Annotated in this window: 12 protein-coding genes and 3 tRNA genes; 6 read left to right on the forward strand and 9 right to left on the reverse strand. The window is 61.5% G+C overall.

What is annotated here, in order from left to right:
- Positions 1-21: 21 nt before the first annotated feature.
- Positions 22-978 (forward strand): 4-hydroxyproline epimerase, encoded by a 957-nt coding sequence (locus PP263_RS06155; protein WP_308367487.1) that lies wholly within the window; start codon positions 22-24, stop codon positions 976-978.
- Between the two features lie 82 nt (positions 979-1,060).
- On the opposite strand, the gene PP263_RS06160 is transcribed toward PP263_RS06155, so the two are convergent.
- Entirely contained in the window at positions 1,061-1,936 is an 876-nt protein-coding gene (locus tag PP263_RS06160; protein ID WP_308367488.1) for a GntR family transcriptional regulator, read from the reverse strand.
- 98 nt (positions 1,937-2,034) lie between these two features.
- Between PP263_RS06160 and tesB the strand changes: the two genes are divergently transcribed.
- The 5 genes from tesB (at position 2,035) to PP263_RS06185 (ending at position 6,039) form a co-directional block, all read left to right on the forward strand.
- Positions 2,035-2,886 carry an acyl-CoA thioesterase II gene (gene tesB, locus PP263_RS06165; protein ID WP_308367489.1) on the forward strand — a complete coding sequence of 284 codons (852 nt, stop codon included), beginning with the start codon at positions 2,035-2,037 and terminating at the stop codon, positions 2,884-2,886.
- Positions 2,887-3,221: 335 nt separating this feature from the next.
- Positions 3,222-3,298, forward strand: a tRNA-Pro gene (locus PP263_RS06170).
- Positions 3,299-3,565: 267 nt separating this feature from the next.
- Positions 3,566-4,804 (forward strand): hypothetical protein, encoded by a 1,239-nt coding sequence (locus PP263_RS06175; protein WP_308367490.1) that lies wholly within the window; start codon positions 3,566-3,568, stop codon positions 4,802-4,804.
- Positions 4,805-5,788: 984 nt separating this feature from the next.
- A tRNA-Cys gene (locus tag PP263_RS06180) sits at positions 5,789-5,862 on the forward strand.
- Positions 5,863-5,952: 90 nt separating this feature from the next.
- Positions 5,953-6,039 (forward strand) — tRNA-Leu (locus tag PP263_RS06185).
- A 133-nt stretch (positions 6,040-6,172) separates the two neighbouring features.
- Here the strand turns inward: PP263_RS06185 and PP263_RS06190 are convergent.
- The 8 genes from PP263_RS06190 to lpxK form a co-directional block, all read right to left on the reverse strand.
- Positions 6,173-6,670, reverse strand: a complete 498-nt coding sequence (locus PP263_RS06190) for an acyl-CoA thioesterase (RefSeq protein ID WP_308368572.1) — start codon at positions 6,668-6,670, stop codon at positions 6,173-6,175.
- Positions 6,671-6,854: 184 nt separating this feature from the next.
- A complete protein-coding gene (gene pgsA, locus PP263_RS06195) occupies positions 6,855-7,424 on the reverse strand; it encodes a CDP-diacylglycerol--glycerol-3-phosphate 3-phosphatidyltransferase (RefSeq protein WP_308367491.1) in 570 nt (189 codons plus the stop codon).
- Between the two features lie 99 nt (positions 7,425-7,523).
- Positions 7,524-9,338 (reverse strand): excinuclease ABC subunit UvrC, encoded by a 1,815-nt coding sequence (gene uvrC, locus PP263_RS06200; RefSeq protein WP_308368573.1) that lies wholly within the window; start codon positions 9,336-9,338, stop codon positions 7,524-7,526.
- A gap of 95 nt (positions 9,339-9,433) precedes the next feature.
- Complete coding sequence (gene uvrY, locus PP263_RS06205; RefSeq protein ID WP_308367492.1) at positions 9,434-10,087, reverse strand: UvrY/SirA/GacA family response regulator transcription factor; 654 nt, start codon at positions 10,085-10,087, stop codon at positions 9,434-9,436.
- A gap of 216 nt (positions 10,088-10,303) precedes the next feature.
- Positions 10,304-10,903 carry an alpha-ketoglutarate-dependent dioxygenase AlkB gene (locus PP263_RS06210; protein WP_308367493.1) on the reverse strand — a complete coding sequence of 200 codons (600 nt, stop codon included), beginning with the start codon at positions 10,901-10,903 and terminating at the stop codon, positions 10,304-10,306.
- Between the two features lie 78 nt (positions 10,904-10,981).
- A complete protein-coding gene (gene murB, locus PP263_RS06215) occupies positions 10,982-11,998 on the reverse strand; it encodes a UDP-N-acetylmuramate dehydrogenase (RefSeq protein ID WP_308367494.1) in 1,017 nt (338 codons plus the stop codon).
- Complete coding sequence (gene kdsB / locus PP263_RS06220) at positions 11,995-12,753, reverse strand: 3-deoxy-manno-octulosonate cytidylyltransferase (RefSeq protein ID WP_308367496.1); 759 nt, start codon at positions 12,751-12,753, stop codon at positions 11,995-11,997. The genes murB and kdsB overlap by 4 nt, the downstream gene beginning before the upstream one ends.
- The gene (lpxK, locus tag PP263_RS06225; RefSeq protein WP_308367498.1) at positions 12,746-13,774 is read right to left on the reverse strand and encodes a tetraacyldisaccharide 4'-kinase; all 1,029 of its coding nucleotides are present in this window, start codon (positions 13,772-13,774) and stop codon (positions 12,746-12,748) included. Before lpxK ends, kdsB begins: the two co-directional genes overlap by 8 nt.

The raw sequence follows: 13,774 nt of genomic DNA on the forward strand, positions 1-13,774 counted from the left end.
TGCGGCAGTAAAAAATATCAGTTGGAGAAATTCACCGTGCACAGTATCGAGGTTATCGACTCCCACACCGGCGGCGAACCCACGCGGGTAATCGTCTCCGGCGGCCCGGACCTGGGCAGCGGTTCCATGATGGAAAGGCTGGAACGCTTTCGCGACCGATACGACCACCTGCGCGCCGCCGTGGCGCGCGAGCCCCGGGGCTCCGATGTCTGGGTCGGCGCCCTGCTCTGTGAACCGGTGGACAGGGACTGCGCGGCCGGGGTGATCTTCTTCAACAACGTCGGCTACCTGGGCATGTGCGGCCACGGTACCATTGGGCTGGCGGTGACCCTGGCGCGCCGCGGCTTGATCGGTCCCGGCGAACACCGCCTGGAAACCCCGGTGGGCCGGGTTTCCTTCACCCTGCACAACAACAACCGGGTGAGCGTCGACAATGTGCCCAGCTACCGCTACCGCAAAGCGGTGCCGGTGGAGGTGGACGGCATCGGCGAAGTTCGCGGGGATATCGCCTGGGGCGGCAACTGGTTTTTCCTGGTCTCCGAACACGGCCAGGTTTTGCAGGCGGACAATACCGATCGGCTGACCGACTACTGCTGGCGCATTCGCCAGGCGCTGGAGCGGAGCGGAATCCGCGGCGGGAACGGCGGCGAGATCGATCATATCGAACTCTTCGGGCCGCCGTCGGATACCGCGCTGGCGGACAGCCGCAACTTCGTGCTCTGCCCCGGCAAGGCCTACGACCGCTCTCCCTGTGGCACCGGTACTAGCGCAAAACTCGCCTGCCTCCATGCCGACGGCTTGCTAAAAGAGGGCGAAGTGTGGCGCCAGGAGAGCATTATCGGCAGCGTTTTCGAGGGGCGGGTGCGCCCGCAAAGTGGACAGCTGATTCCGACAATCACCGGCAGCGCCTATATCAGCGCCGAGGCCAGATTGGTGCTGGAGCCGGAGGATCCGTTTGTGCACGGCATCCCCGGATAAGACGGACGAGCGCAGAGCCTGCGGGGAAGTATTTAGGCGTGCCACCGCAAAAGCCCGGTAGCGGGTCACCCCTTCCGAATGGTCAGGAAGCCATTTTTCTGCTGTTCAGGTAATCGATCATTCGCGAAACAGCGCCGCGCTGCTCGCGGATATGGTGGGACAGCGCCTCGCGTGCACCCTTCCAGTCCCGCTCCAGCAGGCACTCGATAATCTCGCAGTGCTCCCGGGCCATTTCCCGCTTCACTTCTTCATCGATTACCGCATAGTTGAACAGGGCGTTGTAAAAAGGACTGTAGCGGGCAAAAAATTCGCGGATATAGCGGTTGCCACAACGGTCTATCCAGCAGTCGTGCAGGTCGAAATCCAGTAGCGAACGATCTTTGCCCTGCCCCGGCCGGTTGGCCTTGAGCAGTTGGCGCAGTTCGTCTTCATCGAACTTGTCCCGGGCCAGGTCCAATGCCCTCAGTTCGAGCATTTCGCGGATATCCAGGTAGTCGTGCATGTCCTGCTCACTGAAGGCGCGCACCCGCCAGCCGCAGCGGGGCACGTGCTCGATCAGCCCTGCACCGGCCAGGCGGGAGAAAACCTGCCGTACCACCGTGCGCCCGGCCCCGTACTTTTCCGCTGTGGCCTGCTCGCGCAGGTATTCGGTGTCCTGCTGGAGACTGCGCGCAATCACATCCTGGCGGATCTGCTCGTCCAGTTTCTGATCCGGCGACTCGGGCTGCGGCGCCTCCACCACCTGCCCTTTCAGCGCGTCCGGCACCAACTCCAGCCGTCCATTCTCCTTGCGCCGGATCACCCCCTCCTCTATCAGTTCATCGACAGCGTGGCGCACCGGGGTCAGGCTGACACCGTAGTGGCTGGACATAGCCCCCAGGGTAAGTTTGAAAGGCAGCCGTCCCCGCGCGTGCAGCGCCGCTTTGACATCGGTCTTGATAAATTCGGTAATGGTCATTGCGCCAACTGTTGTTATTATCCCGCCGATGGAATGGCTCGTGGCCTACTCCACACTATCGGAACCCACTCGTTAATAGATGACAGGCAGTATCGCCCATGTTGGAAAAGCTGAGCAAGCTACTCGACGTCGAACAACTGGACAACAATCTGTTTCGCAGCCGCCAGCACGTGGAAAATTACCGCAAGGTGCTGTTTGGCGGTCAGGTACTGGGACAGGCTTTGACGGCTGCAACCCGCACCGTGCAGGACCGCCTGCCCCACTCTCTGCACGCCTACTTCCTGCGCCCGGGCAGCAGCGAAATGCCCGTGATCTACGATGTGGACCCGATCCGCGACGGCGGCAGCTTTACCACCCGGCGGGTGGTGGCACGGCAGAAAGGCCGGGCGATTTTCAACATGTCCGCCTCCTTCCAGATCCGCGAACCCGGTTTCGACCACCAGAGTGATATGCCCACCATCGGCATCCCCGAACCGGAAACCCTGAAGAACACCCAGCAACTGGCGGAAGAAGCCGGCCTGGCCACACCGCAGAATGACCAGCGCCGCTATATGATCGACTTCCGACCGGTGGACCCCCATAGCTATTTCGGCGCGGAAGTACGCGAGGCGCGCTGCATGTTCTGGCTGCGCGCCCAGGGGGAGATGTCCGACAACCCGGTGGAGCACCGCTGCGCCCTCTGCTATGCCTCGGATATGGCGCTGCTTGGCACCAGCCTGCAGCCCCACCCCATCTCTCTGTTCGACCGGCACCTGATGCCCGCGAGCCTGGACCACGCCATGTGGTTTCACCGCGACTTCCGCGCCGACGACTGGCTGCTGTATGTGACCGACAGCCCCTCCGCCAGCGGTGCGCGAGGCTTCTGCCGCGGACAGATCTTCACTCGCAACGGTGTCCTGGTGGCCTCCACAGCCCAGGAGGGCCTGATTCGGCAGATCGACAAACATTAGTGTGGTGTAAGGTACTAATTGTATATATCAGCGGGCCGCTAAGCGGCCAGATGCAAGGCGCATTTGCGCCGGCATAGTCATCTATGTCAAGCAAATGCAACGCCGCAGATGGCTGCTTAGCGGCCCGCCCGAAGGGAGCCCCCCAAATCGTCCACAGCTCGTTGCAGCTCTTGAAAATGGAATGACCATTCCCTGCGAGCTGCGCCTAACTGTGAACAATTTGGGGGGCTCTGATATACACAATTAGTACCTTACACCACACTAGTAAATCAGTGGTTTACAGCCGCGGCGCGGCTGTTATAATGCCGCCCGCTTCGCTGATGAAGCACTGCAGTCGGTGAGTAGCGCAGCCTGGTAGCGCACTTCGTTCGGGACGAAGGGGTCGGAGGTTCGAATCCTCTCTCACCGACCACTTTTCTGAAACATCCCCCAAGCTCTCCCAGACTCAGAAACGGGCCGAGGTTCGAGCCGGAGGCGGCGCAGCCGCCGGAGACCAGCGAGCCCGAAGGGCGAAGCTCATCCTCACTCACCGACCATTTTCCCTTCTACTTCTTTATCCATTTCACAATTTTCAGAACCCGGACTCCTTCGGGGTTCAAGTCACTTGAAAGCCTTGTCGCGGCACCGTTACCCTTGCGCGCTGTCCAACGGTATCAAGTTCACTGGCTACGGCGTTCCTATGCTTCCCAGAATTTCTATCCTGCTCCTTACCCTCCTGTTCCCCCTCTGCACACTGGCCAAGACCTATGATCTCCTCTATCGCGTCGGTATAGACCCGGACACCGGCCTGGCGGAGGTACAGATAGAACTGGAGGGCGACGAACTGCCGCGGGAGCTGTCGCTGAACCTGGAATCCGGCCGCTACCGCGAAGTGCACAGCGAGCAGCCACTGGAACTGACCGACGACCGGGCCATATGGCGGCCGGACGGCCCCAAGGCGACCCTCAGCTACCAATTCGAGATCGACAAGAAAAAGGGCCGGCACAGCTACGACTCCCGCATTACCGAGGACTGGGCAATACTGCGCAGCGACAAACTGGTTCCGTCGATAGCGGCCACCGCCCCCGCCAGCCTGCGCTCCCGCGCCCGGTTGCAACTGGACCTGCCGAAGGAGTGGTCCTCAGCGCTCCCCTATGACAAGGACGACGACGGCCGCTACAAACTGATCGACCCCGGCCGCCGCTTTATCCGCCCCAAAGGCTGGATGATCGTCGGCCGTATCGGCAGTCGCCAGGACGTTATCGCCGGCGTCGACACCATGGTGGCCGCCCCACTGGGCGAGGATATCCACCGCCAGGATACCCTCGCCTTCCTCAGCTGGAACCTGCCCGAACTCAAGAAAGTCTTCCCGAAGTTTCCGAGCCATCTTCTGATAGTCAGTGCCGGCGACCCCATGTGGCGCGGCGGCCTGTCCGGCACCCGCTCCCTGTACATGCATGCCGACCGCCCGCTAATCAGCGGCAATCGCACCAGCAGCGTGATCCACGAACTGGTCCACGTAGCCACCGGCATCCGCGGCGACGGGCAAAGTGACTGGATCGTGGAGGGTCTCGCGGAGTACTACTCGCTGGAAATCCTGCGGCGCTCTGGGGGTATCAGCCAGCGTCGGTTTGACGAGGCCATGGAAAAACTCGCCCGCTGGGGAGAGGAAGCCCCGTCACTGTTGGCCAAACGCTCCTCCGGCCCCATTACCGCCCGGGCCGTGGGCGTCATGCGCGAACTGGACCGGGAAATTCGCGCTGCCAGCGATAACAAGGCCAGCCTCGACGACGTGGCACAGGGCCTGGCGGAACAGCGCGGCGAGGTCTCCCTTGCACAGTTCACCAAACTGGCGGAGCAGGCAGCGGGTACAGAAATAAAGGTCCTGGCCCCCAAAAAACTGGGGAAGGCACAACAGGCAGGCAAAAAAAAGCCCTGACGATGGGGGGGGAGAGCGTCAGGGCCAAGACCATTAGGAGTGAAACTTGGAGGATTTCATCCTTACAACACAGCGGGCATACCTAATTCATGCCCTGCCGGCATTACTAAACACGTTTGGGGGGAGGTTGTGCTAGCCAGCTAAGGAAAGTATCGAACAGACCCGGAAAATTTCCAGGGTGGCAAGACGAAAATTTAGATCGATTGGAAATAGGCTGAACACAACTAGTACAAAAAGTTATTAAAAGCCAGTTCCCTTGTATAAAAAGCAACCACCGGTAACTAGGAGCCTCTGAACAAGTCCATTTCGTCGCTCCGGCGAAGGCCGGAGCCCAGAGAAATCAACCCGTCCTGGATTCCGGCCTTCGCCGGAATGACGATATTCAGAAGTTCCCTAGGGCTTCCAGAAGAGGAATTCCTGGACCCTCCTCTCCTCCTTTGGAGAAGGCGGCAGAGGCGAAGAGGTGCCCCCCCCCCCCCCGTTTTCGCGCTGGACTGAAAGTACCAGCTTGACTAATCCCCGCCAGCCCCTAGAATAGCGCCTTCCTACGCGCCGAGCCGCGCGTAAGTATAAGAAAATGCTGGGATTTTTCACTTCAATCGGATAGAATCCGCGGCGTTTTCACTCCTGCTCAGAGCGGGATACAAGGCCAGGTGGCAGAGTGGTCATGCAGCGGACTGCAACTCCAGCGCCTGCGGCGATTTTAAAGAGGGCCGGTGAGACTCGAACCGGCGAGCAAATCCTCTACAGAGTTATTTTTGGCTAGGTGGCAGAGTGGTCATGCAGCGGACTGCAACTCCAGCGCCTGCGGCGATTTAAAGAGGGCCGGTGAGACTCGAACCGGCGAGCAAATCCTCTACAGAGTTATTTTTGGCTAGGTGGCAGAGTGGTCATGCAGCGGACTGCAACTCCAGCGCCTGCGGCGATTTAAAGAGGGCCGGTGAGACTCGAACCGGCGAGCAAATCCTCTACAGAGTTATTTTTGGCTAGGTGGCAGAGTGGTCATGCAGCGGACTGCAACTCCGTGTACGCCGGTTCGATTCCGACCCTAGCCTCCATTTTCCCCACCGCCTACTTGCCCCTGTGGAGTACGGCGATCAGCGAGGGCCCGATCCAGACATCGGGCATCACCCCTCGCATACCTCCCTGCCCGGGTGGTGGAATCGGTAGACACAGGAGACTTAAAATCTCCCGGCCTTACGGCCGTGCCGGTTCAAGTCCGGCCCCGGGCACCAACACCTTAATTAAATCCAATGTAGTAATTCAGACCTAGCGTGCCCTTCAAGGCCCCGGAAGATGGACGCATCGCTACGCACCGTTGGCTCGCGCATCCCGCGCTTCTTGGCACACCTATTCTGGCAAGCTCAACTACCCTTCCAGACCGCGCACTTCCTTCTTGATGGAATCGTGAGCAGCCTCCTGGTCGCGCAGCAATTTGCGGCGCAGTATGGCCGCCTGAAAGCGCTGCTTTTCCTCCAGACTCTGGGGCTCGAGCGGCGGTACCGGGGTCGGATTACCCTCGTCGTCCAACGCCACCATGGTGAAGTAGCAGCTATTGGTGTGCCGCACGACTCTGTTACGGATATCCTCCGTCACTACCTTGATACCCACTTCCATGGAGGTGGTGCCGGTGTAGTTGACTGAGGCCAGGAAGGTCACAAGCTCGCCGACGTTGATGGCTTGGCGAAACATTACCCTATCCACCGACAGGGTCACCACATAAGTTCCGGCGTAGCGGCTGGCGCAGGCGTAGGCCACTTTGTCGAGATAGGAGAGCAGTTCGCCGCCGTGAACCTTGCCGGAAAAGTTGGCCATGTCGGGGGTCATCAGGACGCTCATGCTGAGCTGGTAGTCGCGGGTTTCCATCACAGGGTTTCCTTAAAGAAAATGAAGACAGGGAAGGGAGAGCCGAAAAACCGGCTAAAACCAGCTATAGGAAAAGTGGGATTAACAGATAATGGCAGCTGCGCAACCTATGGCATATTTGTACAGCAATAACTAAAACGTGCCCGGTGAGGCAGTCATAGCCGCCCCACCCCAGCTACAAAACTCAGGATTTACCGCTGCTCTCGTCGCTCATCAGCGCCGGCCAGGCTGCGCGCAGATACACCACCATGGTCCACAGGGTCATGGCCGCGGCGACATACAGCAGCACATAGCCGATGCTCTCCATTATCGGGTACTCGCGCACATCGAAGGCGAGCAGTACGATAATCGCCGCCATCTGCGCGGTAGTCTTGAACTTGGCGACGACGGTTACCGCAACGCTGGCGCGCTGGCCCAGTTCCGCCATCCACTCGCGCAGCCCGGAAACCGCGATTTCCCGCCCGATAATCACCGCTGCGGCGATAGTAAACCAGGCGTTTTGATGCAGGCCCACCAGCAGCACCAGGGCGGTGGCCACCATCAGCTTGTCCGCCACCGGATCGAGAAAGGCGCCGAAAGGCGTGCTCTGGTTCAGTTTGCGTGCCAGGTAGCCGTCGAGCCAGTCCGTTACCGCCGCCGCCGCAAAAATAATCGCAGAGGCCATGTAGCTCCATTTGTACGGCAAATAGAACACCAGCACGAAAACCGGAATCAGTGCGACGCGGAGCAGTGTCAGTTGGTTGGCGAGTGTCATGCTTGTCCCTGTACTTTCGGTGGGCGTAACTTACCAAGGCATTTCACAAAAAGAAACGACAGACGAGGTTCGAAGCGTTAAATTTTGTCAGCGTTGCCGTTACTCACTGTGTAGTGCGGAGTATATATCCTGTGCGAGCTTGCGGCTGACGCCTTCGACACCCGCGATCTCATCCACCGAGGCGCGGCGGATTTCCTGCAGGCCGCCGAAGTGGCGCAGCAGCGCGCGCCGGCGCGCGGGACCCACGCCGGGGATCCCTTCGAGGGGGGATTCGCGGCGTTTCTTGTCGCGCCGCTGGCGGTGGCCGGTGATCGCAAAACGGTGCGCCTCGTCCCGGATCTGCTGGATCAGGTGCAGTGCCGGCGAGTCCGCGGACAGTACCAGTTCCCGGTTGCCGGCGACCACATAGAGCGTTTCGAAACCCGCCTTGCGGGTGGTGCCCTTGGCCACACCCACAATCTGCACACCCACCACGCCCAGCTCGTTGAGGCTGTCCACCGCCTGGCGCACCTGCCCCTTGCCGCCGTCGATCAGCAGAATATTGGGGAACCGGCCCTCGCCGCTGGACAGGCGGGTATAGCGCCGCTTCAGCGCCTGAGCCATGGCCGCGTAGTCGTCCCCCGGTTGGATATTCTCAATGTTGAATCGGCGGTAGTCGGACTTTACCGGGCCGCCGGTATCGAAAACCACACAGGAGGCCACCGTGGCCTCACCGCCGGAATGGCTGATATCGAAGCATTCCATGCGCTCCGGCAGCTGTTCCAGGCGCAGGGCTTCCTGCAGGGACTCGAAACGGCTCTGCAGCTTCTGTTGCGCCGCGGTGCGGCTGCCCAGGTTCTGCTCCGCCGCCTGCCGGGCCATGTCCACCCAGGTGGCACGGTTGCCGCGCAAGCGGTGGAGAATAGCCACCTCGCGGCCGCTCTGCTCGCTCAGGGCCTGCTGTAGCGGCTCCAGGTCCTCGATGGGCTCGGAGGTAAGGATCTGCCGCGGTACCTCCCGCTGGGTACCCAGGTAGAACTGGGGGATAAAGGCAGAGAGCAGTTCCGCGGTGGAGAGCCCCAGGCGCTCGTCGGGAAAATAACTGCGGCTGCCGAGAATGCGGCCCTGGCGGATAAACAATATATGCACGCAGCTGGAACCGCCCTGGCTGGCAATGCCCAGCACGTCCACGTCGCCGCTGGACCGCTCCGCCACCTGGTCCGCCTGCAGGCGGCGCAGTGCGGAGATCTGGTCGCGCAGGCGCGCGGCCTTTTCGAATTCCAGCTCGCGGGAGGCCCGGTCCATCTCATCCGCCAACTCGCGGATTATCTTGTCGCTCCTGCCGGTGAGAAACATCTCCGCGTGGCGCACATCCGCCCGGTAATCCTCTTCGGTGATAAAGTCCACGCAGGGCGCGGTGCAGCGCTGGATCTGATATTGCAGGCAGGGGCGCGAACGATTGCGGAATACGCTGTCTTCACAGGAGCGGATACGAAAAGTCTTCTGCAAAAAATTCAGGCTGTCGCGCACCGAAGAGGCGCTGGGGAAGGGGCCGAAATATTGCCCCTTTTTGCGCTTGGCGCCGCGGTGCAGGGCGATGCGCGGAAATGTGTCTTTGTCTGAAACAAAAATATACGGATAGCCCTTGTCGTCCTTGAGCATCACGTTGTAGGTGGGCCGCTGGGATTTGATCAGGCTCTGTTCCAGCACCAGCGCCTCGGTTTCGCTGCGGGTAACCGTGACTTCGATACTGTGAATGCGCTGAACCAGCGCCATGGTCTTGGCGGTGAGGCCAGAGGCGCGAAAATAGCTGGACAGGCGGTTGCGCAGGTTCTTCGCCTTGCCCACATAGAGAATGCGGCCGTCGGCGTCGAACATCTGGTAGACGCCCGGCTTGCGGGTGGTGGTCTGCAGGAAGCGTTTGCTGTCAAACATCTGGGAACTGATAGGATGGGCAAAGCGCAGCGTGCCCATCAGCAAGCGAGTGATGGGCACGCTGCGCTTTGCCCATCCTACAAAACAATCGAGCTCTACAAGGCGGCTTCCGGGTCCAGAAGCTGATATTTCACCGCCAGCAACGTCAGCTCCACATCACTGTGTATGCCCAGCTTTTCAAAAATGCGGTAGCGGTAACTGTTGATGGTTTTCGGGCTGATCGACAGAGTATCGGCGATCTCCGCCACCTTGTTGCCGTTGACGATCATTACCGCCGTCTGCAGCTCGCGCTCTGAGAGAACATCGAAGGGAGAGGCCTTCTCCGCCTTGCCGTTGACATTGCGCAGGGCCATCTTGGTCGCCATGGAGCTGCTGATATAGACATCGCCGGCCACTACCGTATGGATGGCCTTGATCATCTCCTCCAGGTCCGCGCCCTTGGTGACATAACCGCGGGCGCCAGCCTGCATCAGGCGGCCGGGAAAGAGGTCGTCGTCCAGAGCGCTAACCGCGATCACCTTGGCCTGGGGACGGCGGGCAAGGAGTTTACGGGTGGCTTCCAGCCCGCCCATACCGGGCATCCTGACGTCCATCAGAATAACGTCCACGTCGGTCTCGCGCACGAATGCGAGCGCCTCTTCGCCGCTGCTGGCTTCACCCGCAACTTGCACACCACTGACGTCACCCAGCATGCGCGAAATCCCCATGCGCACAAGGTCGTGATCGTCCACCACCAAGACTTTGATCAAATTAGCCCCAACTACGGATATTTCAGTGCAGCCCCACACGGCTTCATACGTCACCCGTGCGTACGCGGCAAAAGGTTGTTGTTATTTGCTCAGTGGAGCGGCCGCCCCACCCGAGATCCATCCACAGAGCCTTCCAGCAACATACCAGACAAATACCCATGTGCAAAGCGAGACCAGTGGTTCACCATCAGCCAAAAAGTGATAAGTGTGAAGGGGTTACGAATTGATATAACGAAAAGTTAGGCTGATCCGTTCTTTCAGCGGTCGGCTGCTTTTTGCCAACTGGTGCAACCAGTGTTTTTGCACCGCCCCGGATGTCAGCAGCAGCGAACCACTGGGCAGAATCACCGACAGGCGCCCCCCTCCATTGCGCTGTTTGAAGCTCAGCCTGCGTTCCTGGCCCAGGCTGACCGTGGCCACCACCGGGTTCTCGCCCAGCTCCTTTTCGTTGTCCGCATGCCAGCCCATGCCGTCGGCTCCATCGCGGTAGTGATTGACGAGAAGGCTGTTGAATAGAAAGCCGGCGCGGGCCAGCTGAGCCCGCAGGACGGTCAGGGATTCGGTCCAGGGCTGTGGTCGCTGCTCCAGGCCGGACCAGCGATAGACGACATCGTTATCGCCGACAAAGGCGTGGCGCCGGGGAATCGGGTGCTCGTTGCCGAAGACCCGCACAATCGGCTGCTCCCAGCGCAGTTCCTCGAGGCAGTGGTCCAACAGCGAGGCCGCCTCGCTCGGTGCCAGCCAAGTGGGAATCAGCAGGGCGTGGCCGGGAGGCAGGTCGAGCCACTGCGTACCGGCGTATGCGCTCTGTAACAAACCCGCCTGTTGTGTGAAAGTTTTCTCGTCCATAAGCTGACCAAAGTGGGGGCGGAACCGGAGCGCCGTACAGCCGGATCAGGGATAGTAGCGGGGTTCCGGTTCCAGTTCCACGCCGAACCTGGCGCGGACATCCGCCGCTATCTCGGCGGCGAGGGCGGTTACTTCGGCGCCGGCGCCCCGCCCTGGGTTTACCAGCACCAGGGCCTGGCGGTCGTGCACGCCCACCGCGTTGCGTTGCCGGCCGCGCCAGCCGGCGCGGTCGATCAGCCAGGCGGCAGCCAGTTTCCAGCGCTCGCCGGCGGCGAAGGCCACCAGGTCGGGATGGGCCTTCTTGAGGCTGTGGTAGACGTCCGCGTCCACCAGGGGATTTTTGAAAAAACTGCCGGCGTTGGGTATCTCGTCCGGTGACGGCAGCTTGCTGTTGCGGATGGCGATCACCGCCTGCGCCACCTCGTCCGGCGTCAGTGCCCTGCCGCCCTGTTCGCGACGGGCGAAATACTCCCCCAGTGCGGGGTAGTCGATGCGCGGGCGCCAATCCGAGGACAGCTTCAGGCGCACCTGGGTAATGATGTACCGATCCCGCGCGCGCCCTTTGAACACGCTGTCGCGATAGCCAAACTCGCAGTCGGCAGCGGAGAATTCACGCAGCTCGCCGGTGGCGATATGCACCGCCTGGAGGTCGATAAAGGAGTCCCGCAATTCGACGCCGTAGGCGCCGATATTCTGGATCGGCGCCGCACCGATTTTTCCGGGGATCAAGGCCAGGTTTTCCAGCCCGCCCAACCCCCGTTCCACCGTGTGCATCACCAACTGGTGCCAGTTTTCCCCCGCGGCGGCGCTCAGGCGGGTGCCTTCAGGACTCTCCTCCAGGGACAGGCCGTGAAGCTCCATATAGATCACCAGACCCGGGTAGTCACTGGTCAACACGATATTGCTGCCGCCCCCGAGGGGGAGTATCGGCAGCTTCCTCCCCCGGGCGAATGCCAATGCCTCCCGCAACTGCTCAAGGCTTTCCACCCGCGCGAAGTATGCGGCTCGGGCGGCGATTGCCAGGGTATTGAGTGGTTGTAAATCGATATCGGTTTGAATCACGCCAACAACTCGCGCATGCGCTCCAGGTCCTGCTCGGTATCCACGCCACCGGGGACCTCCTCCTGCGCATCCGCCACATGGATATCCTCGCCGTGATAAAGGAAGCGCAACTGCTCCAGCGCCTCAAACTGCTCCAGCGGAGCCATCGGCCAGGACACGAAGCGGTTCAACAGCGCCACCCGGTAAGCATAGATGCCGATATGCCGGCGAGGTTCCAGCCCCCGGGGCAGTTCGCGGCATTCGACGGCGAAGGCGTCCCGCGGCCAGGGGATGGGAGCGCGGGAAAAGTAGCGGGCAAGGCCGCTCTCGGCGGCCACCACCTTGACGATATTGGGGTTGCGGAAGTCCTCCAGGGTGCGGATCGGCTCCGCCAGGGTGGCCACCCCCGCCTGCGGGTTCGCGGCCAGGTTGGCGGCCACCTGGTCGATCACCGCAGGGGGTATGAGCGGCTCGTCCCCCTGCACGTTGACCAGGATGCGGTCCTCCGCCAGCCCCAGGTTGGCGGCCACCTCCTGCAGACGGTCGGTACCGGAGGCGCAATCGTCGGCGGTCATGCACACCTCTCCACCGAAGGCGCGCACCGCTTCCGCCACGCGCATATCGTCAGTGGCCACGATCACCCGCCCCGCGCCGCTCTCGCGGGCGCGGCGGTAGACGTGCTGCACCATCGGCAGGCCGCCGATATCCGCCAGGGGCTTGCCCGGCAGGCGGCTGGAGCCGTAGCGGGCGGGGATAATCACGTCGAAATCAGTCACGTCTAAAACTCTGCAGATGATGATGTACTTTCTGGAAGAAAAGGTCCGGCAGTTGGCCCCGCACCTCCAGTGCCCACCAGTGGCTCTGCCAGAAGTCCCGGCATTTTACCGCGTCCTTCATGGTCATGATCACCGGCGTCACACCGTCGAACTGCAGCTCCTGGGCGCTGAACTGGTGGTGGTCGGCATAGGGCTGCTCCGTCACCTTGTAGCCCATCTGGCGCAGCTCGCGAAAGAAGCGTTGCGGATTGCCGATGGCGGCGACGCCGTGGCAGGGTCCCGGCTCCGGTCCCGAGGTCAGTTTCAGGGTGGAGGTCTGGTCCAGGTTGAACTGGTGCCAGCTGGACGGCGCCAGCTTCATTTGGAATTCCAGCAATTCGCCACACTGGGACTTCACCCGCTCCTGTGGCTCGCCGTTGGACACCACCAGATCCACCGTGCGCAGCCGCTCGGCGGGTTCCCTCAACGGGCCCCTGGGCAGCAGGCGGCCGTTGCCCAGGCCCCGCTGGCCATCCACCACACAAATCTCCAGGCTGCGCCAGAGCTTGTAGTGTTGCAGGCCGTCATCGGCGAGGATCACATCGCACTGGTGGTAATCGATCAGCGCGCGGGCCGCCTCCGCGCGGTCGGGGGAAACCATTACCGGCAGGCCGGTGACCAGGTGAAGCATCAGCGGTTCGTCGCCGGACTCCAGCGGGTGGGACTGGGCGGTGACCTGATAAGGATACTGTTTGGCGCGGCCGCCATAGCCGCGGCTGACAATTCCCGGGTTCATGCCCCGATCCCGCAGCCAGCGCGCCAGCTCCGCAACCAGCGGAGTCTTGCCCGCGCCGCCAGCGGTAATATTGCCCACCACGATCACCGGCACCGGCAGTGACGGCGGCGGGTCCTCCAGCGCGCGGCGGCGACGGCGGCGGCTGATCGAGCGGTAGAGGGATTCCACGGGCGCGAGCAGCGAAAGCAGAGAAGCGCGCTCTCTTTCCGGGTACCAGCGTTTGTTGAACCAGTCTTCCAATGACAT

The sequence above is a fragment of the Microbulbifer sp. TB1203 genome, assembly GCF_030997045.1.
Classification (GTDB): domain Bacteria; phylum Pseudomonadota; class Gammaproteobacteria; order Pseudomonadales; family Cellvibrionaceae; genus Microbulbifer.